This window comes from Cognatiluteimonas sedimenti (assembly GCF_022808325.1).
Classification (GTDB): Bacteria; Pseudomonadota; Gammaproteobacteria; order Xanthomonadales; family Xanthomonadaceae; genus Cognatiluteimonas; species Cognatiluteimonas sedimenti.
Map to the genome: position 1 here is coordinate 1,345,911 of NZ_JALGCL010000001.1, position 22,593 is coordinate 1,368,503.

The 22,593-nt window shown below is 69.5% G+C and carries 17 protein-coding genes and 1 riboswitch; of the genes, 7 read left to right on the forward strand and 10 right to left on the reverse strand.

Going from position 1 to position 22,593, the window contains the following annotated elements:
- Window positions 1-33 precede the first annotated feature (33 nt).
- Window positions 34-1,305: a 6-phosphofructokinase gene (locus MQC88_RS06370; protein WP_243320046.1), complete on the forward strand. Its 1,272-nt coding sequence runs from the start codon at window positions 34-36 to the stop codon at window positions 1,303-1,305.
- 95 nt (window positions 1,306-1,400) lie between these two features.
- Window positions 1,401-1,874 carry a hypothetical protein gene (locus tag MQC88_RS06375; RefSeq protein ID WP_243320048.1) on the forward strand — a complete coding sequence of 158 codons (474 nt, stop codon included), beginning with the start codon at window positions 1,401-1,403 and terminating at the stop codon, window positions 1,872-1,874.
- Between the two features lie 72 nt (window positions 1,875-1,946).
- On the opposite strand, the gene MQC88_RS06380 is transcribed toward MQC88_RS06375, so the two are convergent.
- Entirely contained in the window at window positions 1,947-2,459 is a 513-nt protein-coding gene (locus MQC88_RS06380; RefSeq protein ID WP_243320050.1) for a hypothetical protein, read from the reverse strand.
- A 218-nt stretch (window positions 2,460-2,677) separates the two neighbouring features.
- Between MQC88_RS06380 and MQC88_RS06385 the strand changes: the two genes are divergently transcribed.
- Window positions 2,678-4,708: a sodium-translocating pyrophosphatase gene (locus tag MQC88_RS06385; protein WP_243320052.1), complete on the forward strand. Its 2,031-nt coding sequence runs from the start codon at window positions 2,678-2,680 to the stop codon at window positions 4,706-4,708.
- A 142-nt stretch (window positions 4,709-4,850) separates the two neighbouring features.
- Entirely contained in the window at window positions 4,851-5,399 is a 549-nt protein-coding gene (ppa, locus tag MQC88_RS06390; RefSeq protein WP_243320054.1) for an inorganic diphosphatase, read from the forward strand.
- A 51-nt stretch (window positions 5,400-5,450) separates the two neighbouring features.
- Here ppa and MQC88_RS06395 read toward each other — a convergent pair whose 3' ends face one another.
- From MQC88_RS06395 to MQC88_RS06430, 8 genes are all read right to left on the reverse strand, one after another.
- The gene (locus tag MQC88_RS06395; RefSeq protein ID WP_243320055.1) at window positions 5,451-6,137 is read right to left on the reverse strand and encodes an ion channel; all 687 of its coding nucleotides are present in this window, start codon (window positions 6,135-6,137) and stop codon (window positions 5,451-5,453) included.
- Entirely contained in the window at window positions 6,137-6,310 is a 174-nt protein-coding gene (locus MQC88_RS06400; RefSeq protein ID WP_243320056.1) for a hypothetical protein, read from the reverse strand. Before MQC88_RS06400 ends, MQC88_RS06395 begins: the two co-directional genes overlap by 1 nt.
- A gap of 41 nt (window positions 6,311-6,351) precedes the next feature.
- Complete coding sequence (gene thiC, locus MQC88_RS06405) at window positions 6,352-8,229, reverse strand: phosphomethylpyrimidine synthase ThiC (protein ID WP_243320057.1); 1,878 nt, start codon at window positions 8,227-8,229, stop codon at window positions 6,352-6,354.
- Window positions 8,230-8,312: 83 nt separating this feature from the next.
- A riboswitch (TPP riboswitch) is annotated at window positions 8,313-8,416 on the reverse strand.
- Between the two features lie 140 nt (window positions 8,417-8,556).
- A complete protein-coding gene (locus MQC88_RS06410; RefSeq protein ID WP_243320058.1) occupies window positions 8,557-9,612 on the reverse strand; it encodes a 2-oxoacid:ferredoxin oxidoreductase subunit beta in 1,056 nt (351 codons plus the stop codon).
- A 3-nt stretch (window positions 9,613-9,615) separates the two neighbouring features.
- A complete protein-coding gene (locus tag MQC88_RS06415; protein ID WP_243320059.1) occupies window positions 9,616-11,529 on the reverse strand; it encodes a 2-oxoacid:acceptor oxidoreductase subunit alpha in 1,914 nt (637 codons plus the stop codon).
- Window positions 11,526-13,349 carry an FAD-dependent oxidoreductase gene (locus tag MQC88_RS06420; RefSeq protein ID WP_243320060.1) on the reverse strand — a complete coding sequence of 608 codons (1,824 nt, stop codon included), beginning with the start codon at window positions 13,347-13,349 and terminating at the stop codon, window positions 11,526-11,528. The genes MQC88_RS06415 and MQC88_RS06420 overlap by 4 nt, the downstream gene beginning before the upstream one ends.
- 539 nt (window positions 13,350-13,888) lie before the next feature.
- Complete coding sequence (locus MQC88_RS06425; protein ID WP_243320061.1) at window positions 13,889-17,053, reverse strand: efflux RND transporter permease subunit; 3,165 nt, start codon at window positions 17,051-17,053, stop codon at window positions 13,889-13,891.
- Between the two features lie 6 nt (window positions 17,054-17,059).
- A complete protein-coding gene (locus MQC88_RS06430) occupies window positions 17,060-18,208 on the reverse strand; it encodes an efflux RND transporter periplasmic adaptor subunit (RefSeq protein WP_243320062.1) in 1,149 nt (382 codons plus the stop codon).
- Between the two features lie 82 nt (window positions 18,209-18,290).
- On the opposite strand from MQC88_RS06430, the gene MQC88_RS06435 reads away from it, so the two are divergent.
- The 3 genes from MQC88_RS06435 (at window position 18,291) to MQC88_RS06445 (ending at window position 21,274) form a co-directional block, all read left to right on the forward strand.
- Window positions 18,291-18,944: a TetR/AcrR family transcriptional regulator gene (locus tag MQC88_RS06435; protein WP_243320063.1), complete on the forward strand. Its 654-nt coding sequence runs from the start codon at window positions 18,291-18,293 to the stop codon at window positions 18,942-18,944.
- 162 nt (window positions 18,945-19,106) lie between these two features.
- Window positions 19,107-19,775, forward strand: a complete 669-nt coding sequence (locus MQC88_RS06440; RefSeq protein ID WP_243320064.1) for a protein-L-isoaspartate O-methyltransferase family protein — start codon at window positions 19,107-19,109, stop codon at window positions 19,773-19,775.
- A gap of 62 nt (window positions 19,776-19,837) precedes the next feature.
- Window positions 19,838-21,274 (forward strand): TolC family outer membrane protein, encoded by a 1,437-nt coding sequence (locus MQC88_RS06445; protein ID WP_243320065.1) that lies wholly within the window; start codon window positions 19,838-19,840, stop codon window positions 21,272-21,274.
- Between the two features lie 15 nt (window positions 21,275-21,289).
- Here the strand turns inward: MQC88_RS06445 and waaA are convergent, their stop codons facing one another.
- Window positions 21,290-22,582, reverse strand: coding sequence for a lipid IV(A) 3-deoxy-D-manno-octulosonic acid transferase (waaA, locus tag MQC88_RS06450; RefSeq protein WP_243320067.1), 1,293 nt, complete (start codon window positions 22,580-22,582; stop codon window positions 21,290-21,292).
- Window positions 22,583-22,593 lie beyond the last annotated feature (11 nt).

Consider the following 22,593-nt stretch of genomic DNA (forward strand, 5'->3'; position numbering starts at 1 on the left):
TTACCGCATCCCGGCCATCCCACAGGAGCCACCATGCCCCAAGGGACCCTGCTCTACGCCCAGTCCGGCGGCGTCACCGCCGTCATCAACGCCACCGCCGCGGCCGTGATCGAGGCCGCGCGGGCCCGCAGGGTCAAGGTGCTGGCGGCACGCAATGGCATCCTGGGCGCGTTGCGCGAGGAACTGATCGACACCTCGAAGGCGCCGGCGGCCGCGGTCCGCGCGTTGGCGCTGACCCCGGGCGGGGCGTTCGGCTCCTGCCGGGTCAAGCTGAAATCGCTGGATGTCGACCGGGCCCGCTACGAACGCCTGATCGCGGTGCTGCGTGCCCACGACGTGCGCTGGTTCCTCTACAACGGCGGCAACGATTCGGCCGACACCGCTCTGAAGCTGTCGCAGTTGGCCGCTGAATTCGACTATCCGCTGACCTGCATCGGGGTGCCGAAGACGGTCGACAACGACCTGGCGGTCACCGATTGCTGCCCGGGTTTCGGCTCGGCGGCCAAGTACACCGCCGTTTCGGTGCGCGAAGCCGCGCTGGATGTGGCGGCGATGGCCGATACCTCGACCAGGGTGTTCGTGTACGAGGCCATGGGCCGCCATGCCGGCTGGCTGGCTGCGGCTGCGGGCCTCGCCGCGAAGACCCCGGACGAGGCCCCGCAGATCATCCTGTTCCCCGAGCGCGCCTACGACGAAACCGCCTTCCTGGCGCACGTGGAACGGGTCGTCGCCCGCGTTGGCTGGTGCGTGGTGGTCGCCAGCGAGGGCATCCGCACGGCCGATGGCCGCTTCGTCGCCGATGCGGGCGCCGGCAAGGACGCATTCGGCCATACCCAGCTCGGCGGCGTCGCCGCGCACCTGGCCGGGCGGGTCCACGACGCGTTGGGAGTGAAGGTGCATTGGGCGCTGCCCGACTACCTGCAGCGCTCCGCCAGGCACATCGCGTCCAGGACCGACTTCGAGCAGGCGCAGGCGGTGGGCCGCAAGGCGGTCGCGTATGCGCTGGACGGCAGGAACGCGACCATGCCGGTGATCGTCCGGACTTCCGATTCGCCGTATCGCTGGAAGCTCGAAGCCGCGCCCCTGCAACGCATCGCCAACCGCGAGAAGAAGATGCCGGCGGGCTTCATCCGCAGCGATGGCCGCGGCATCACCGCGGCCGCGCGCCGTTACCTGGAGCCGCTGATCCGCGGCGAGGCCTATCCGCCGTACCGCCGTGACGGCTTGCCGGCGTACGTCGCGCTGGGCCACGCCCTGGTCCCCCGCAAGCTGGCGCCGTGGGCGGAGGATCCAGGCCGGGACTGAGGCCCGCGGAGCCCGGCCATTCGCCGACAAGCGGCGCCGCGGCCGCGGGTTGGCGGCGTATGTTGGACGTCACTTCCAAGCCACTGGAGGTGGGCATGAATACCCGGATCCCCCGCTCGCTCGCGGCCGCCACGCTGGCGCTGGCCCCGCTGCTGGCCTGCGCGCAGAACGTCCGCTACGAATGGCAGGGCGCGGCCTACACCAACGCCGAAGACGAGCTGATCGCCGAACGCGTGGTCAGCGGCGTGATCGGCGCCAGTCCCGGCAGCGGTGCGCAGGTCGTCTTCTTCCGCACCAAAGACCGGCAACCCGGCGAACTGGCGCTCGACGGCAGCGACGGCACGCTCGCGCAGCTGCCAAGCGGCGCCTACTACGCCATCGCCGTCGCGCCGGGCAACCACACCTACAACGTGGCCGGCCAGGCGCTGTCGCTGCAGGTGGAACCGGGCGAGCGCAGCTACGTCAGGATCGGCGACTATCGTGCCAATCCGCAGCTGCGGCCGAGCAACGCGCTGACCTTCCTGCGGCTGGTGACCGGCAAGCGCGAACCGCTGTACGCCAGCAACTGACCGGCGCGCAATGCGATCCAGGTCGTTGCCGCGGCTGCCGTCCCGTTGCGGCAGCCGTTCCGGGGGCGCCGCCTAGTCGCCGTTGCAGGGCAGGCCTTCGACCTGCATCGATACGGCATACATCGGGATAGGCGCCAACTGGCCGGCCTTGGCCCTGGCCAGCGACTCCTTCAGGTAGATGCGCGAGCGGCCCTGGTCATCCAGCGTGGGCGGGGCGACGTCCGCCGCATGCCGCCAGACCCGGACCACCGCCTGCTGGGTGGCGCAGGCGGCATTCGGCACGCGGATCACGTCGTTGAAGATCCAGCCTGCCGGCAGCGAAGGCTTGGCCTTGGCCGCATCGACCAGCCGGGCGCGCGGCCGGCAATTGGGGCTGGTGCGCACCGCGGCGAACCGGTACGGCTGCGCGGCGTCGCCGGTGAATTCGCCCTGCAGGCGGGCGCACGCCTCGGGAATGGCCCGCAGGATATGCAACACGCCCGGCGCCTGCGCCGGTGCGGGATCGCGCGTGATCTCGGGGGTCGGATCGGCCGCGAGGGCCGGGACGGCGACCGCGGCGGCGAGCAACAGGGTGGGCAGGCGCATGCGAATTCCCGTGGATGGCTTCCAATGCCGCGCAGGCTGTCACGCCGCCGCTGAACGTGGCCATGACATCGGCCGGCGGCCGCGCCGGCCCCTGTCGGTTCCCGCGGGCTCCGGCGCTGTGCGATAGTCGCAGGGTTGCCGCGCGCCGGGTTCCGCCGCGCCTGCGGCATCTCGCTGCAAATTCCTGTTGTCCGAATGTCCACTCTGGGGAGGGGTTCATGCTGGAGCAGTACGGTCTAGTCCTGGCGCTGGGTTGCGCCGTCATCGCGATCCTGTACGGGATCATTTCCGCGCGCTGGATCAATGCGCAGCCCGCCGGCAACGAACGCATGCAGCAGATCGCCGGCGCGATCCAGGAAGGCGCCCGCGCCTACCTCAACCGGCAATACACCACCATCGCCATCGCCGGGGTCGTGCTGTTCGTGCTGATCGGCCTGTTCCTGGGCTGGCATGCCGCGATCGGCTTCGCGCTCGGCGCGGTGCTCTCGGGCGCGGCCGGCTACATCGGCATGAACGTCTCGGTCCGCGCCAACGTGCGCACCGCCGAGGCCGCGCGCCGCGGCATGGGGCCGGCGATGGACGTCGCTTTCCGCGGCGGGGCGATTACCGGCATGCTGGTGGTGGGCCTGGGCCTGCTCGGTGTCGCCGGCTACTACGTCGTGTTGACGCAGTACCTGGGCGTGACCGGCGAGGCCGCGTTGCACGCGCTGGTCGGACTGGCCTTCGGCGCCTCGCTGATCTCGATCTTCGCGCGCCTTGGCGGCGGCATCTTCACCAAGGGCGCCGATGTCGGCGCCGACCTGGTGGGCAAGGTCGAAGCCGGCATTCCCGAGGACGATCCGCGCAATCCCGCGGTGATCGCCGACAACGTCGGCGACAACGTCGGCGACTGCGCCGGCATGGCCGCGGACCTGTTCGAGACCTATGCGGTCACGATCATCGCCACGATGCTGCTGGGCGGACTGATGGTGGCGCAGGCCGGCAGCAATGCCGTGCTGTACCCGCTGGTGCTCGGTGGCGTGTCGATCATCGCCTCGATCATCGGCGCGTTCTTCGTCAAGGTGAAGGAAGGCGGCTCGATCATGGGCGCCCTGTACAAAGGCGTGATCGTGTCGGCGGTACTGGCGGCGATCGCGTTCTGGCCGATCACCACGCAGCTGATGGCCGATTCCAGCTACGGCGCGATGAACCTCTACGGTTGCGCGCTGATCGGCCTGGTGCTGACCGGCGTGATCGTCTGGATCACCGAGTACTACACCGGCACCCAGTTCAAGCCGGTGCGGCACATCGCGCAGGCCTCGACCACCGGGCACGGCACCAACATCATCGCCGGCCTCGGCATCTCGATGAAGTCGACCGCGCTGCCGGTGATCGCGGTCTGCATCGCGATCTGGGGCGCGTTCGAACTCGGCGGCCTGTACGGCATCGCCATCGCCGCCACCGCGATGCTGTCGATGGCCGGCATGATCGTCGCGCTCGACGCCTACGGCCCGATCACCGACAACGCCGGCGGCATCGCCGAGATGGCGGAACTGCCGCCGGAGATCCGCAACATCACCGACCCGCTGGACGCGGTCGGCAACACCACCAAGGCGGTGACCAAGGGCTACGCGATCGGCTCCGCCGCGCTCGCCGCGCTGGTGCTGTTCGCCGACTACACCCACAACCTGCAGGCCAACAACCCGGGCGAGGTCTTCAGCTTCGACCTGTCCGACCACATGGTGATCATCGGCCTGCTGATCGGCGGCCTGATCCCCTACCTGTTCGGGGCGATGGCGATGGAAGCCGTGGGCCGCGCCGCGGGCGCGGTGGTCGAGGAAGTGCGCCGCCAGTTCCGCGACATCCCCGGGATCATGCAGGGCACGGGCAAGCCGCAGTACGACAAGGCGGTCGACATGCTGACGCGGTCGGCGATCAAGGAAATGATCGTGCCGTCGCTGCTGCCGGTGGCTGTGCCGATCATCGTCGGCCTGCTGCTGGGCCCGAAGGCGCTGGGCGGCCTGCTGATCGGCACGATCGTGACCGGCCTGTTCGTGGCGATCTCGATGACCACCGGCGGCGGCGCCTGGGACAACGCCAAGAAGTACATCGAGGACGGCAACTTCGGCGGCAAGGGCTCCGAGGCGCACAAGGCCGCGGTCACCGGCGATACCGTCGGTGATCCCTACAAGGACACGGCCGGCCCGGCGATCAACCCGCTGATCAAGATCATCAACATCGTCGCGCTGCTGCTGGTGCCGCTGCTGTAGGTCGCCTCCGCACGATACGCGAGCCAAGTCCCGCGCCTTGGGACGGGCCCGAAAACGGCGGCCTCCGGGCCGCCGTTTCCGTTTGCTGCACTGCAGCGAGTAAAATGCGCCCCCCCTCCCGCCGCACCCGGAGCAGCACCCCATGGGCCTGGACCTCGTCCCCACCGGCAGCAACCCGCCGGAAGAAATCAACGTCGTCATCGAGATCCCGAAGGACGCCGAGCCGGTCAAGTACGAGGTCGACAAGGCCTCCGGCGCGATCTTCGTCGACCGCATCCTGTCCACCCCGATGCGCTACCCGTGCAATTACGGCTACATCCCGCACACCGTCTGCGGCGACGGCGACCCGGCCGACGTGCTGGTGATCCTGCCGCTACCGCTGATCCCCGGCTCGGTGATCCGCTGCCGCCCGGTCGGCGTGCTGAAGATGAGCGACGAGGCCGGCGGCGACGAGAAGATCCTGGCGGTGCCGGTCGACAAGGTGTTCGCCGGCTACCGCCACATCGACGACATCGGCAAGGTCAGCCCGCACTGGCTCGAACGCATCGGCCACTTCTTCGAGCACTACAAGGACCTGGAGAAGGGCAAATGGGTGAAGCTCGACGGCTGGGGCGGCGCCGACGAGGCTAAAAGGATCCTGTCCGAGTCGATCGCGCGCTACAACGCCGAGCCGCACAAGCCCAACTTCTGAGCACGCTCCCTTGCCGGGGCACGAAGGCCGCGCGATGCGGCCTTCGTCGTTTCAGCGCCGGTCGAGGCGGATGATGGTCAATCCGATCAGGCGCGACACCACCGTGGCGATGTAACCGACGCCTGCGAACTGTTCCAGCATCACCAGCACGCGCGCCGGCGAGCTGACAGGCATGATGTCGCCGGAACCGGTGGCCGAGAGGTTGGTGAAGCTCAGGAACAGCAGTTCCAGCCAGCGCCGCGGCCGTTCCGGCTCGACCATCCCGGCAAAGCTGCCCGGGTACCAGGCCTGGCAGACGAAATACACGTAGGCGAAGCCCCAGGCAAGCAGGGTGAAGGTCGCGCCGGCGGCGAACAGCTCGTCCGCGCTGACATCGTGGTCGTGCAGCATGTACGCGATCAGGCCGCCGGCGGCATAGAAGTACAACGCAGCCTCCAGGGATGCCGAGAACAGCAGCAGGCCCGGATGATCGAACAGCACGCCGATGATGGTCAGCAGCATTGCCGGGATCGCCAGCAACCAGGCCACCCAGCGCACCGATGGACTGCGGTTGACCACCCACACCGCCAGCGGCACCACCACCAGCGCCACCGCGCCGAACAGCAGGCGCCCGCTGGTGGTGTCGTCCATCGACGGATACAGCAGCAGGCTCAGCAACTGCGCGGCCAGCAGGAACGCCGAAGGATGCCGGCGCGCCAGCACCGCCCACGGCCGCGACCACAGCGTGGCCTGGTGCATCAACCGATGATGCCGTACTGGTAACGCAGCGCGTAATAGGCCACGTACACCCACGACAGAAGGCCGTGCACGATGACCCACAACAGCGACTTGTTCGCGGTCCAGGAAATCACCATCGCCAGCGCGCTGCCGAAGCTGATCCCGGCCTTGACCACGGCACGACCACCCTTCATTTCATCTCCTCCGGATCCCGGCCGCCGCGACATGCTTGCGCCTAGCCGGGACGATACACCTGCGCCCCGGCGGCGCGGAATTCGGCCGCCTTCTCCGCCATCCCGGCCTCGAGCGCGTCGGCTTCGCCGACCCCATGGCCGGCGGCGTAGTCGCGTACGTCCTGGGTGATGCGCATCGAGCAGAAGTGCGGCCCGCACATCGAGCAGAAATGCGCCAGCTTGTGCGCGTCCTTGGGCAGGGTTTCGTCGTGGAACGAGCGCGCCTTCTCCGGATCCAGGCCGAGGTTGAACTGGTCTTCCCAGCGGAATTCGAAGCGCGCCTTGGACAGCGCGTTGTCGCGCACCTGCGCGCCCGGATGGCCCTTGGCCAGGTCCGCCGCGTGCGCGGCGATCTTGTAGGCCATGATGCCGTCGCGCACGTCTTCGCGGTTGGGCAGGCCCAGGTGTTCCTTGGGCGTGACGTAGCAGAGCATCGCGGTGCCGTACCAGCCGATCATCGCCGCGCCGATCGCGGACGTGATGTGGTCGTAGCCCGGCGCGATGTCGGTGGTCAGCGGGCCGAGGGTGTAGAACGGCGCCTCGCCGCATTCGGCCAGCTGCTTGTCCATGTTCTCCTTGATCAGCTGCATCGGCACGTGGCCGGGGCCTTCGATCATGGTCTGGACGTCGTGCTTCCAGGCGATCCTGGTCAGCTCGCCCAGCGTCTCCAGCTCGCCGAACTGGGCGGCGTCGTTGGCGTCGGCGATGCAGCCCGGGCGCAGGCCGTCGCCGAGCGAGAAGGCGACGTCATAGGCCTTCATGATCTCGCAGATGTCCTCGAAGTGGGTGTAGAGGAAATTCTCCTTGTGGTGCGAGAGGCACCACTTGGCGAGGATCGAGCCGCCGCGCGAGACGATGCCGGTCACGCGCTTCGCGGTCAGCGGCACGTAGCGCAGCAGCACGCCGGCGTGGATGGTGAAGTAGTCCACGCCCTGTTCGGCCTGTTCGACCAGGGTGTCGCGGAATATCTCCCAGGTCAGTTCCTCGGCGCGGCCGTCGACCTTTTCCAGCGCCTGGTAGATCGGCACCGTCCCGATCGGCACCGGGCTGTTGCGGATGATCCACTCGCGGGTCTCGTGGATGTGCTTGCCGGTGGACAGGTCCATCACCGTGTCGGCGCCCCAGCGGATCGCCCACACCAGCTTCTCGACTTCCTCGGCGATGCCGGAGGAGACCGCGGAGTTGCCGATGTTGGCGTTGATCTTGGTCAGGAAGTTGCGACCGATGATCATCGGCTCGCTTTCCGGATGGTTGATGTTGTTGGGCAGGATCGCGCGGCCGCGGGCGATCTCGTCGCGCACGAACTCCGGGGTGATCAGCTTCTGGATGCTGGCGCCGAAGCTCTGCCCCGGATGCTGCGCCAGCAGGCCGGCATCGCGCACCTGCTCCAGGCGCTGGTTCTCGCGGATCGCGACGAACTCCATTTCCGGGGTGACGATGCCGCCCCTGGCGTAATGCATCTGCGAGACGTTGGCGCCGGCCGTCGCGCGCCGCGGCAAGGGCCGGTTGGCGAAGCGCACGGCATCCAGGCGGGCATCGGTTTCGCGCCCGCGGCCGAACGAGGACGACAGCGCCGCCAACGGCTCGCTGTCGCCGCGCTCGGCGATCCATGGCGCGCGCAAGGGCGGCAGGCCGGCGGCCAGGTCGATGCGCGCGTCGGGATCCGAATACGGACCGGAGCAGTCGTACACCGTGAGCGGGGGGTTGTCCTCGCCGCCGAACAGGCTCGGCGTCGGGGTCTGCACGACCTCGCGCATCGGCACCCGCAGGTCGCCGCGGGAACCGGCGACGTGGATCTTGCGCGAACCGGGGATCGGCCGGGTGACCGCCTCGGACAGCTGCTCGGCCTGGCGCATCAGTTCGGAGGGCACTGCATTCATCGGATCGCTCCCGCGTTCGCTTGGATGGTCGCCCGGGCGTGGCCGCGCGGGCGGTTGCGAAGCAGGGCGCGACCGGGCGCAAGGCTGGCGGCCGCGAAGCTTCCCTACGCCGGTCTCAACCGGATCAGGTTCGAAGGGACTGTCTCAACCGGCCTGGTGCAGGCGACCGGTACCCCCGCTTCCCCGCTATTGCACCACGTCGCGCCCCGGATCGGCTAGTTCCCTGCTGCACGCGGCAATTGCGGGGGCGGCGGTCGCGACACGGCGCGCTGCGATCCGCGGACCGCCACCGCGCGGAGGCGACGTCCGGAAGCGCCGTTCCCGCGCTCAGCGCAGCGACGCGTTGATGCCCGCCAGCGCCGCGCTGCCCGGACACAATTCGGCCGCACCCAGCGCGTTCAGCGGCCCCGCCACCGTGGCCAGGTGGGCGTGCAGGTCCTCGGCGGCCGGGTCCACGTACAGCAGCCCGGTGATCACCTCGCCGTGGGCGTGGCGCTGCTGGATGATGTTCATCGCCGCGATCCGGTCGCGCGGGTCGTAGCCGGCGTCGAGCTTGCGCAGGCGCAGCACGCTGCCATCGTGCTGCTCGACCTCGATCATCCGCCCTTCGGCGTAGTCGACCGCGATCTCGGCGCGCGGCGGGATCACGTCCATGCGGTTGACCGCGTCGTTGTGCTCGCGCACGTAGTCGTAGCTCTTGGTGCTGCCGGCATGGTTGTTGAAGGCCACGCAGGGGCTGATCACGTCCAGGAACGCGACGCCGCGGTGCGACAGCGCGCCCTTGATCAGCGGCACCAGCTGCGCCTTGTCGCCGGAGAAACTGCGGGCGACGTAGCTGGCGCCCAGCTGCAGCGCCATCGTCACCATGTCCAGCGGGCTGTCGGTGTTGGCCACGCCCTTCTTGGACACCGACCCCTGGTCGGCGGTGGCCGAGAACTGGCCCTTGGTCAGTCCGTACACGCCGTTGTTCTCGACGATGTAGACCATGTCCACGCCGCGGCGGATTGCGTGCACGAACTGGCCGATGCCGATGGACGCGGAATCGCCGTCGCCGGACACGCCCAGGTAGATCAGTTCGCGGTTGGCCAGGTTGGCCCCGGTGAGCACCGAGGGCATGCGCCCGTGCACGGTATTGAAGCCGTGCGACTGGCCCAGGAAATAGGTCGGGGTCTTGGAGCTGCAGCCGATGCCGGAGAGCTTGGCGACGCGGTGCGGCTGGATGTCGAGCTCCCAGCAGGCCTGGATGATCGCGGCGGAAATCGAATCGTGGCCGCAACCCGCGCACAGGGTCGAAACCGCACCCTCGTAGTCGCGGCGGGTGAAGCCGATCGCATTGCAGGCCAGCGTGGGATGGTGGAGCTTCGGCTTGGCGAGATAGGTCATGGCTCAAGCCACTCCGGGTGCGGGCCGCAGGCGGCCGGAAATCGCGTCGACGATGAAACGCGCGGTGATCGGGGTGCCGTCGTAGTGCAGCACCGCCAGCAGGCGGGCCGGATCGACCTCGAACGCGTCGACCAGCAACGTGCGCAACTGGCCGTCGCGGTTCTGCTCGACCACGAACACCGATTCGTGGGCGAGGATGAATGCGCGCACCGCCTCCGGGAACGGATACGCGCGCACGCGCAATGCATCCAGCGCGATGCCGTCGGCCAGCAATCGCTCCAGCGCCTCGTCCATGGCTGGCGCGGTCGAGCCGAAGTAGAGGACGCCATGCCTGGCCGGCTGGCCCGCCTGCCGCAGCACCGGCTGCGGCACCAGCGACCGGGCGGTGTCGAACTTCCGCAGCAACCGCTCCATGTTGTAGACGTAGTCGGGGCCGCGCTCGGAATATTTGGCCTGCGGGTCGCGCGAGGTACCGCGGGTGAAGTAGGCGCCCTTGTCCGGGTGCGTGCCGGGCCAGGTGCGCCACGGAATGCCGTCGCCGTCGACGTCCTTGTAGCGCGCGAACTCGCAGCCCGCCTCCAGCTGCGCGGCGGTCATCACCTTGCCGCGGTCGTAGCCGCGCGCGTCGTCCCAGGCGAACGGTGCGCACAACCGCTGGTTCATCCCGATGTCGAGGTCGCTCATCACGAACACCGGCGTCTGCAAGCGGTCGGCGAGGTCGAGCGCGGCGGCGGCGAACTCGAAGCACTCGTGCGGATCCTCGGGGAACAGCAATACGTGGCGGGTGTCGCCGTGCGAGGCATGGGCGCAGGCGAGGATGTCCGACTGCTGGGTGCGGGTGGGCATGCCGGTGGACGGCCCGCCGCGCTGCACGTCGATGATCGTGACCGGAATCTCGGCGAAGTAAGCCAGGCCGATGAATTCGTTCATCAGCGAGATGCCGGGGCCCGAGGTGCTGGTGAAGGCGCGCGCGCCGTTCCAGCCGGCGCCGACCACCATCCCGATCGAGGCGATCTCGTCCTCGGCCTGGATCACCGCGTAACGGTTGCCACCGCCATCCGGAGCGGCGCGGAACTTCTGGCAGTACTTCTGGAACGCCTCGGCCAGCGACGACGACGGCGTGATCGGATACCAAGCGCACACCGTGGCCCCGCCGTAGACGCAACCCAGCGCGGCAGCGGCGTTGCCTTCGACGAAAATCCGGTCGCCGACCGCATCGGCGCGCTGCACCCTAAGACCGATGCCCTTGTTGGGAAGCCCGGACATGGATGGCCGGGCCGTTGCGCAGGCATCCGCGTCCAGCACGTGTTCGCGCACCCAGTTGCGGCCCAAGTGCAGCGCCTCGATGTTGGGGGTCTGCAGTTGCGGCTTGCTCCGGTACTGCTCGCCGATCAATGCCTCGATCACGGCCACGTCCATGTCCAGCAGCACCGACAGCGCGCCGATGTACATGATGTTCTTGAACAACTGGCGCTGGCGCGGGTCGCTGTAGGTCGCGTTGCAGATTTCGGTCAGCGGCACGCCGATGACGTTGACGTCGTCCCGGAACTTCGAGCGCGGCAGCGGCTTGCTGTTGTCGTGGAAGAGGTAACCGCCGGGCTCGATCTCGGCGACGTCGGCGTCCCAGGTCTGCGGGTTCATCGCCACCAGCAGGTCGACGCCGCCACGGCGGCCGAGCCAGCCGCGCCCGGAGACGCGCACCTCGTACCATGTCGGCAGGCCCTGGATGTTGGAGGGGAAGATGTTGCGCGGGCTGACCGGCACGCCCATGCGCAGGATCGCCTTGGCGAACAATTCGTTGGCCGAGGCCGAGCCGGAGCCGTTGACGTTGGCGAACTTGACGACGAAGTCGTTGACCGCGACCAGCGCCGGGGTCCGCGCGCTCGCCATCGTGGCGGGAGCCGCGGGTGCGTTCATGCCGCTTCCCTCGCCTTGCGGTCGCGGCACCCCGAGCCGGCGTGCGTCTCCAGCAACAGGAACTTCTGCATGTCCCAGGCCCCCGTCGGGCAACGCTCGGCGCACAGGCTGCAATGCAGGCACACGTCCTCGTCCTTGACCATCACCCGCAGCGTCTTCAGCGGCGCGGACACGTAGAGTTCCTGCGCCAGGTTGAGCGCGGGCGCGGTGAGGTGCCGGCGCAGCTCGGGCTCGTCGGCGTTGGCGGTGAAGGTGATGCAGTCGGTCGGGCAGATGTCGACGCAGGCATCGCACTCGATGCACTTGTCGCGGGTGAACACGGTCTGCACGTCGCAGTTGAGGCAGCGCTGGGTTTCCTTGAACGCGGTCAGCGGGTCGAAGCCGAGCTCGACCTCGGTGCCGATGTTGTCGAGCTTCCTGGCCGCTTCCGACCACGGCACGACGAAGCGCTCGTCTGGCGACACGGCGTTGTCGTAGCTCCACTCGTGGATGCCCATCTTCTGCGAGGTCAGCTGCACCAGCGGGTCGGGCCGCTGGCGCGGGTCCTCGCCGTGCAGCAGCCGGTCGATCGAGATCGCCGCCGCGTGGCCGTGGGCGACCGCCCAGATGATGTTCTTGGGCCCGAACGCGGCGTCGCCGCCGAACAGCACGTGCGGCAGCGTGGACTGGAAGGTGGTCTTGTCGACCACCGGCATGCCCCACTCGTCGAAATCGATGCCGGTGTCGCGCTCGATCCACGGGAAGGCATTTTCCTGGCCGACCGCGATCAGCACGTCGTCGCAGTCGAAATGCTCGTCGGGTTCGCCGGTCGGCAGCAGCCGGCGGCGGCCGTTGTCGTCGTACTCTGCGCGCACCTTCTCGAAGGCCATGCCGGTCAGGCGGCCATTGGCGTGGATGAAGGCCTTGGGCACGCGGAAGTCGAGGATCGGGATGCCTTCGTGCATCGCATCCTCCTTTTCCCACGGGCTGGCCTTCATCTCGTCGAAGCCCGAGCGCACGATCACCTTGACGTCGGCGCCGCCGAGACGGCGCGCGGAGCGGCAGCAGTCCATCGCGGTGTTGCCGCCGCCCAGCACCAGCACGCGCCTGCCGATCGCGGTGACATGGCCGAAATAGACGTTCGCCAGCCAGTCCAGGCCGACATGGATGTTCGCCGCGGCCTCGCTGCGTCCAGGCAGCTCGAGGTCGCGCCCGCGCGGCGCGCCGCTGCCGACGAACACCGCATCAAACCCCTCGGCCAGCAGCGACCGCATCGATTCGATGCGCCGGCCGCCGACGAAGTCGACGCCCAGGTCGAGGATGTAGCCGGTTTCCTCGTCGATCACTTCCTCGGGCAGGCGGAAGCGCGGCACCTGGGTGCGCATGAAGCCACCGGCCTTCGGGTCGGCCTCGAACACGGTGACCTGGTAACCCAGCGGCGCCAGGTCGCGGGCGACGGTGAGCGATGACGGGCCGGCGCCGACGCAGGCAATGCGCCTGCCGTTGCGCTGCGCGGCCGGCTGCGGCATGCGCGCGCGGACATCGCCCTTGAAATCGGCGGCGACGCGCTTGAGGCGGCAGATCGCGACCGGCTCGGGCTTGCCGGTGTTGTTCTCCTCGACCCGTCCGCGCCGGCACGCCGGTTCGCAGGGACGGTCGCAGGTGCGGCCGAGGATCCCGGGAAAAACGTTGCTCTGCCAGTTGACCATGTACGCGTCGGCGTAGCGGCCGGCGGCGATCAGGCGGATGTATTCGGGAACCGGCGTATGCGCCGGGCATGCCCACTGGCAGTCGACGACCTTGTGGAAGACGTCGGGGTTGCGGATATCGGTCGGCTCCAACGCCTCTCTCCCGCCTGCCGACCGGTCCTGCCGGCCGTCGCATGCCGGAGTCTAGCCCCGATCCGCGGCCAATGGAGAGGTACCCAAAGGCAACACCGGGGGCACGTGGAATAACCCGCGCTGTCCGGCACTCTACCCCCCTTCTTCGAATTCTTTTCCCGCTGAAGGAAAGGCCCGCGCCTGCAGGATGACGGGGCGCCGGATGCGGACGCCCTTGGGTGCGAATGTCCCCCGGCGCCGGCCGTTGGCCGGCACCTCCTCCTTGATTTCGCACCCAAGGGCGTCCGCACGCGGCGTGGGGGTTGCGCATTGGCTCACAAGTGCAAAGCAGGCCAGCTTTTCGGCAAGCTCGTCATCCGACGTCCCGGCGTGGCCGCCAGCCCTTCGGGGCGAAATAAAGGAGGAGGCCGAAGGCCGGGGGACATTCGCCCCGAAGGGCTGGCGGTCACGCCGGGGCCGGTCCAATCGCCGCGAAGGCATGCGATCAGGCAATCAGGTAATCGTCTTGCCGGGAGTGGGCTGAGAAACCTCGCCCCAGGTCAGCGACGCACGCGGAACCACGCCGCGTACAGCGCCGGCAGGAACAGCAGGGTCAGCGCCGTCGCCACCGTCAGGCCGCCCATGATCGCCACCGCCATCGGCCCGAAAAAGGCGCTGCGCGACAGCGGGATCATCGCCAGGATCGCGGCCAGCGCGGTCAGCACGATCGGCCGGAAGCGACGCACGGTGGCCTCGACCACGGCGGTCCAGCGATCGTGCCCGGCGGCGATGTCCTGCTCGATCTGGTCCACCAGGATCACCGCGTTGCGCATGATCATGCCCGCCAGCGCGATCGTGCCGAGCATGGCCACGAACCCGAACGGCACCCGGAACACCAGCAGGAACAGGGTGACGCCGATGAGACCCAGTGGCGCGGTCAGCAACACCAGCACGGATCGCGACAGGCTGCGCAGCTGCAACATCAGCAACGTCACCACCACGAACAGGAACAGCGGCATCCCGGCGACGATCGAATCCTGCCCGCGCGCGGCATCCTCGACGCTGCCGCCGGTCCGCAACAGGTAGCCCTCCGGCAGCTGCGCGCGGATGCCATCCAGCGTGGGCGCGATCTGGGCGGTGACCGTGGCCGGCTGCAGCCCGTCGCGGATGTCCGCGCGCACGGTCACGGTCGGCAGCCGGTCGCGGTGCCAGACGATGCCGTCCTCGAACGCGTACTCGAGCGTGGCCACCTGCGACAGCGGCACCGATGCGCCGTTCGTGGTCGGCACCGCGAGGCTGGCGAGCATGTCCAGGCGGCTGCGCTCGTCGTCGCTGCCGCGCAGCAGCACCTCGACCAGCTCGTTGCCCTCGCGATAGGTGCTCACGTGCAGCCCCGACAGCGAGCCGGCGAGGAAGTGCGCCAGGTTCGCGGAGCTGACCCCGAGCGCGCGGGCGCGGTCCTGCTCGATCCGCAGGCGCACGACCTTGCTGGGCTCGTCCCAGTCGAGGTTGACGTTGGCCACGTGCGGGTTGGCGCGCACCTGGTCGGCGACCTGGCGCGCCAGCGCACGCACGCGGTCGATGTGCTCGCCCGAGACGCGGAACTGGATCGGGTAGCCGACCGGTGGCCCGTTCTCCAGCCGCGTCACCCGCAACTGCAGCTCCGGGAAGCGCGGCGCGACGTCGTCGGTCAGCCATGTCCGCAACTGTTCGCGCGCCTCGATGTCGTCGGCACGGACCACGAACTGGGCGAAGTTGGCCGCCGGCAGTTGCTGGTCCAGCGGCAGGTAGAAGCGCGGCGAGCCGGTGCCGACGTAGGCGACGAAGTTGTCGATCCCGGCACGGCCCTCGAGCATCGCCTCGAGCCTGTGCGCCTGCGCCGCGGTCGCGCGCAGCGAGGACCCTTCGGCCAGTTCCATGTCGACCATGAGTTCGGGCCGGGTCGACTCGGGGAAGAACTGCTGCGGCACGAACCGGAACAGCACGATCGACAGCGCGAACGCGGCCACGGTGGCGCCGATCACCAGCCAGCGATGCGCCAGGCACCAGTCCAGCAGTCCACGGAAGCGACGGTAGAAGGGGCGCTGGTAGGGATCGTGCCCGTCCGCTCCGTGCGCCGGCGCGGCATCGGAACGCGGCGCCAACGCGAAGGCATATTGCGGCCAGCGGTCGCCCAGCCGCATGCGCCATCCGTGCCAGCGCGCGGCCAGCGTGCCCGGCTTGCGCGCGTCCGCGTGCGCGGGATCGGGCAGCATGCGGTCGCCCAGGTAGGGGATGAACAGCACCGCCGCGATCCACGACACCAGCAGCGCGATCGTCACCACCTGGAACAGCGAGCGCGTGTATTCGCCCGTGCTCGACGCGGCCGTGGCGATCGGCAGGAACCCGGCCGCGGTCACCAGCGTGCCGGTCAGCATCGGGAAGGCGGTCGATTCCCAGGCGAAGCTCGCCGCCTTCAGCCGCGAGTAGCCCTGCTCCATCTTGATCGCCATCATTTCCACCGCGATGATCGCGTCGTCCACCAGCAGCCCCAGCGCCAGCACCAGCGCGCCCAGCGAGATCTTGTGCAGGCCGATGCCGAAGTAGTGCATGACGGCGAAGGTCATCGCCAGCACCAGCGGGATGCTGACCGCCACCACCAGCCCGGTGCGCAGGCCCAGCGAGAAGAAGCTGACCAGCAGCACGATGCACACCGCCTCGGCGAGCACGCGCATGAATTCGCCGACCGACTCGCGCACCGCCTCGGGCTGGTCGCTGACCTTGTCCAGCGCCATGCCCGCCGGCAGTGCCTGCTGCAGCCGCGCGAACTCGCCGTCCAGTGCGCCGCCGAGCTTGAGGATGTCGCCGCCATCCTTCATCGCCACCGCGATGCCGATCGCGTCCTGCCCCATGAAGCGCATCTTCGGCGCCGCCGGGTCGCTGAAGCCGCGCTGCACGCGGGCGATGTCGCCCAGGCGCAGGGTGCGGTCGCCGGCGCGGATCGGGAAGTCGCGGATCGCCTGCACCGAGGCGAACGCGCCATCCACGCGCAACTGCACGCGCTCGCCCCTGCCTTCGAAGAAGCCGGCGGGGGTGACCGCGTTCTGCTGCTCCAGCGCCTGCTGCACCGCCGCCAGCGGGATCCCGAGCGTGGCCAGCTTGGCGTTGTCGACTTCGATCCAGACCTTCTCATCCTGCAGCCCGAGCAGCTCGACCTTGCCGACGTCGGGCACCCGTTGCAGCTCCAGCTCGATCCGCTCGGCGTAGTCCTTGAGCACCGCGTAGTCGAAGCCAGGGCCGGTGATCGCGTAGATGTTGCCGAAGGTGTCGCCGAACTCGTCGTTGAAAAACGGGCCGACCACGCCTTCGGGCAGGGTCGGGCGGATGTCGCCGACTTTCTTGCGCACCTGGTACCAGAGATCGGGCACCTGCTTCGACGGCATCGCATCGCGCGCCATGAAGATCACCTGCGACTCGCCCGGGCGCGAGTACGAGCGGATGAACTCGTACTGGCCGGTGGTCATCAACTGCTTCTCGATCCGCTCGGTGACCTGCTCGGCGACCTGCCGTGCGGTCGCGCCGGGCCACAGCGTGCGCACCACCATCGCCTTGAAGGTGAACGGCGGGTCTTCCGACTGGCCGAGGTGCCGGTACGACCAGGCGCCGACCAGCGCCAGCACCAGCATCGCGTAGACCACCAGCGCGCGGTTGCGCAGCGCCCACTCGGACAGGTTGAAGTCGCGCATCGGTGCTTACGGCGCCTTGCCCGCGGGTGCTGCCGGCGCCACCGGCCGGTTGTCCCGATCCACCGGCGCGACCATCTCGCCCGCGCGCAGCAGGTGGCCGCCAGCCGCCACGATCCAGTCCGACGCCGCCACGCCGCGCAACACCGGCACGCGGTCCTCGCCGAAGGCGCCCAGCCGCACCGGCACCGAGCGCAGCTTGTGGGTGGCCGCATCGACCACCCACACCGCGGTCGCGCCGTTGTCGCCGCGCTGGATCGCCGACAGCGGCACGGTCAATGCCGCACCGCCCGGGTCGCTGCCGCCACGCGCATAGACGCGTGCGCTCTGGCCCAGTTCCACCGCATCGGAGGCCGATCCCCGCAACGCCACCCGCGCGGCGTAGGTGCGCGTCTGCGGATCGGCGGCAGGCGCGATCTCGCGGATCGTGCCCGGCAAGCGCGTGCCCGCGGCATTCCACAACTCCACCAGCACCGGCTGGCCGACATGGAAGCCGCGGATCACCGACTCGGGCAGGGCGATCGCGATTTCACGGCCGGCATCGCCGGCCAGGGTGAACACCGGCTGCCCCGCCGCGACCACCTGCCCCGCTTCGGCCTGGCGGGCGGCGATGACACCGGCGCGCGGCGCGCGCAGCTGGCTGTAGCCGGCCTGGTTGCGGGCGACATCGAAATTGGCCCGCGCCGCCTTGGCCTGGCCGGCCGCGGCGGCAAGGGCGGCGTCCTGTGCATCGAGCGCGGAACGGCTGACCAGCTGCTGCCGCGCCAGTTGCGCGAAGCGCGCGCGATCGGCGCTGGCGCGCGCCCGCTCGGCTTCCGCCGCGGCGAGTTGCGCCTGGGCGGCCTGCGCCTGCAGCTTGAGGTCGCCCGGATCGAGCTCGGCCAGCAGGTCTCCGCGATCCACCTTGTCGCCGACATCGACGAAACGCCGGACCAGGTTGCCGCCGACCCGGAACGACAGCGCGCTTTCCTCGCGGGCCCGCACCTCGCCCGCGAAGGCCAGCGCCGAAGCGTCCGCAGCCGGGGCCGGATGCACCACCAACACCGGGCGCGGCGGCGTGGCGGGCGCGTCGCCGCGGCCGCAGGCTGCCAGTGCCAGCGTGGCCGCCAGCGCGAAGGCCAGCCGCAACGCTGTCCGGGGCCCGGCCGTGATCGTCATTCGCATCGCTGATGCCCGCCCGCGGATTAATGAACTTTTCGGTATGGTATAAATAACATACCGATTAGTCTACTATTAGGGAATGTCGCGCAAGCCTGTCATTGCAGTCCCTGTCCCGAAGGCCGCCGCTCCGGGCCGCCCGAAGGACCTGGGCAAGGGCACGGCGATCCTCGACGCCGCCAAGCGCCTGTTCACCACCCATGGCTTCGACGGCGCCAGCATGGACCAGATCGCGGCCGAGGCCGGGGTTTCCAAGCTCACCGTGTACAGCCATTTCGGCGACAAGGAGACCTTGTTCGCCGCTGCGGTCAAGTCGTTCTGCGAGCAGCAGTTGCCCGACGCCCTGTTCGAGGAACGACCGGAGGTGGCGCTGCGCGAACGCCTGTTGCTGGTGGCGCGCGCGTTCTTCGCCATGATCACCTCGCCCGAGGCGGTCGCCGGGCACCGCATCCTGTGTTCGCCGCAGATCGCCGACACGCCGTTGCCGCAGCTGTTCTGGGAAGCAGGCCCGCAACGAGTGCAGGACGCGTTCGCCGAGCTGCTGCGCCGGCGCGCGGCGCTGGGCGAACTGGAGATCGACGACGTGCCGCGCGCGGCCGCGCAATTCCTGACCCTGCTCAAGGGCGAACCGCACGCACAGCTTGTGTTCGGCTGCTGCGGCCCGCATGGCCACGATACCGAGCGCCACCTGGCGGCGACGGTCGACCTGTTCCTGCGGGCCTATGCGCCCCGCTGAAGGCCGGCGCGCACGGTCGTGGTTGCATCCGTGGGTCGCGGTGACTTCTGGCACTCAGTGCCGGTGTGGTAGCACAGCCATCCTGTGGCCATGCTCCCGCGCGACCACGGGTAAAATCGCGCTCCCGGCACTGTCGCCGGACGCCCCCACGAGACCGTCCAGATGACCACGATCGACTACGCCCGCGCCCGCGAAACCATGGTCGAGCAGCAGGTGCGCCCCTGGGACGTGCTCGATCCGCGGGTGCTGGACACCTTGGCAAGGCTGCCGCGCGAGGCATTCGTGCCCGAGGCTTACCGCGCCCTGGCCTATGCCGACCTGCAACTGCCGATCGGCCACGGCGAAGTGATGCTCAAGCCGGTGGTCGAAGGCCGCACCCTGCAGGCACTGGCGCTGCAGCCGACCGACGCGGTGCTGGAAATCGGCACCGGCAGCGGCTGGTTCACCGCCTGCCTCGGCCGCCTGGCGCGCGAGGTCGTCAGCCTCGAGTTGCATGCCGACCTCGCCGAGGCCGCGCACGCGCGACTGGCCGCGCAGGGCCTCGACGGCAATGTCCGCATCGAGGTGGTCGACGCGTTGCACCACGAAAGCACCCGCCGCTACGACGCGATCTGCGTCACCGGCGCCGTGGACGTGGTGCCGGCGCGATTCCTGCAGTGGCTGCGGCCCGGCGGGCGCCTGTTCGTGGTCAGCGGCAGGACGCCGGCGATGGTTGCGCAGTTGCTGCACGCCGACGCGGCCGATGGCGGCGTGGTGCGGGTGCAATCCCTGTTCGAAACCGACATTCCCTACCTCGCCGGCGCCGCGCCGGTGCCGCAGTTCCAGTGGTGACACACTCCCCCCGCATGCCCGGCGGCTTCCGCCTGCGCGCACTTCGCACCGAAGGACCCCACATGATCCGTCGCCCCCTAGTCCTCGCCCTCGCCCTGGCCCTGCTGCCGGCTGCCGGCGTGCACGCCGAAGACCTGCTGCAGACCTACGAACTCGCGCGCACCGGCGATCCGCAACTGGCCGCGGCCGAATCCGGGCGCCTGGCCACCAAGGAAGGCGCGGTGCAGGCACGCGCGGCGCTGCTGCCGCAGGTCGATGGCAGCGCCAGCTACCGGCGCACCAAAAGCACCGGCCCCTCGACCCAGACCCAGTTCGACCCGGTCACCGGCCAACCGGTGCGCTTCACCGGCGATTCGGAAAGCACCAGCAACAACCGCAACCTCAGCGTCAACGTCAGCCAGGTGCTGTTCGACTTCGGCACGTTCTCCCGCGTCAAGAGCCAGAACGCGATCAGCCATGCCGCCGACTTCCAGCTCGAATCGGCCGGCGATTCGCTGGTGACGCGCACCTCGCAGGCCTATTTCAACGTGCTGGTGGCGATCGAGAGCCTGGCGGCCGCCGAGACCCAGGAAACCGCGCTGAAGAAGCAGTTCGACTTCGCCAGCAAGCGCCTGGAAGTGGGCCTGGCCCCGATCACCGACGTGCATGAAGCACGCGCGCAGTACGACAGCGCCCGCGCCAACACCATCGTCGTGCGCAACGTGCTGGAGGACGCCTACCAGGCGCTGGTCGAGATCACCGGCCAGCCGATCCGCAACCTCAAGGGCCTGCCCGCCGATTTCCAGCCGACGCTGCCCAACGAGCGCGACGCCGATGCCTGGGTCGCCGCCGCGGTGGACAACAATCCCGCGCTCAAGGCCAAGCAGCTGCAGGTGCAGGCCAGCGAGGCCGACGTCACCACCGCGCGCGCGGGGCACCTGCCGACGCTGTACTTCAACGGCAGCTACGGCAAGAACGCCACGTGGGGCGACAGCACGTTTTCCAGCAGCAATCCGCCGTTCTCCAGCACGTACCCCACCGGCGGCGAGAGCCGCGGCCCCGCTTTCGGCGTCACCCTGAGCGTGCCGATCTTCGCCGGCGGCGCCACCCAGTCGCGGGTGCGGCAGGCGTTGGCGCAGCGCGATGTCGCCAGCGACGAACTGGAGCAGCAGAAGCGCGGCCTGGAGCGCGCGACCCGCAACGCCTACCAGACGCTGGTCGCCGGGATCAGCGAAGTCGAAGCCCGGCGCCTGGCGCTGGTGTCGGCGCAGAGCGCCTACGACGCGTCGCAGGTGGGCCTGGAAGTCGGCACCCGCACCGTGCTCGACGTGCTCAACAACCAGCAGACGTTGTTCCGCGCGCAGCTGGACTACGCCCAGGCGCGCTACAACTTCCTGCAGAACCGGCTGCTGCTGGAGCAGGCCGCCGGCACGCTCGACATCGAGGACGTGCAGGACGTCAACCGCCTGCTGACCGTCAACGCCGACGCGCAGCTGGCCCCGGGCGACCTGGCGCAGTAAACGAGGCGCGCCGGCTCAGGCCGGGGACAGGTCCACCGCGATCCGGTCCAGCGTGCGCCTGAGCGCGCCGCGGCCCTGGTCCACGAGGGCATGCGCGGCGGCGACCATCGCCGCGCGCGCCGGCGCATCGTCCAGCAGGCGCTCGACGTGGTCGCCGACCTGCTGCGCATCCTCCCCGACCTGCAACGCCCCGGCGGCGCGCATGTGCGCGGCGATGTCGGCGAAGTTGTGCAGGTGCGGGCCGCTGACCACTGCGGTGCCGACGGCCGCCGGCTCCAGCAGGTTGTGGCCGCCGACGTCCTGCAGGCTGCCGCCAACGAAGGCGACCCGCGCGCAACCATAGAACGGCATCAGCTCGCCAAGGGTGTCGATCACGAACACCGCGTCGTCGCGGTCCGGCCACTGCGTCAGCTTGCGCGTGGCGACGCGCCAGCCGGCGTCCACCGCCTGCTGCGCCACCGCCTTGAAGCGCTCCGGATGCCGCGGCGCCCACAACAGCAGCAGGTCCGGCCAGCGCCCGCGCAGGCGCCGGTGCATGGCAATGACCGCGGCCTCTTCATCGACGTGGGTGCTGGCGGCGATCCAGGCCGGGCGCCCGCCGATGCGCGCGGCGAACGCCGCCGCGAAGTCGGGCCAGCCGGCGCCGACGGCGACGTCGTACTTGAGGTTGCCGGATACCAGCGTGGTGTCCGCATCGGCGCCCAGGCGCACGAAGCGAGCGGCATCGCCTTGCGACTGCGCCAGCACCGCGCGCAGGGTGCGCAGCGCCCGCCGCAGCAGCGGCCGCAGCACGCGATACCCGCGCAGCGACCGTTCCGACAGGCGGGCATTGACGATGTACGCGGGCACGCCGTGGTCGCGGCAGCCGAACAGCAGGTTCGGCCACAGTTCCGTTTCCAGCACCAGGGCCAGCGTCGGCCGGTAGTGGCGCAGGAAGCGCGATACCGCGCCGGGCAGGTCGTAGGGCAGGTACACGTGCTCGACCTTGTCGCCCCACAACGCGCGGATCCGCTCCGAGCCGGTCGGGGTAATGCTGGTGACGAGGATGCGCAGGTCCGGGCGGCGCGTGCGCAAGGCGTTGACCAGCGGTGCGGCGGCATTGACCTCGCCCACCGAGACCGCGTGCACCCACACCGTGGCGGCCTGCGGTTCGTCGCCGTAGACCGCGTAGCGCTCGTTCCAGCGCTGGAAATAGTCGCCCTGGCGGAACCCGCGCCAGATCAGGTGGTAAACGGTGACCGGGGCCAGCAGGTACAGCGCGACAACGTACAGGCCGCGCAGCACTCGTTCGATGGGGTCGGCCTGCATGGCGACAGGAT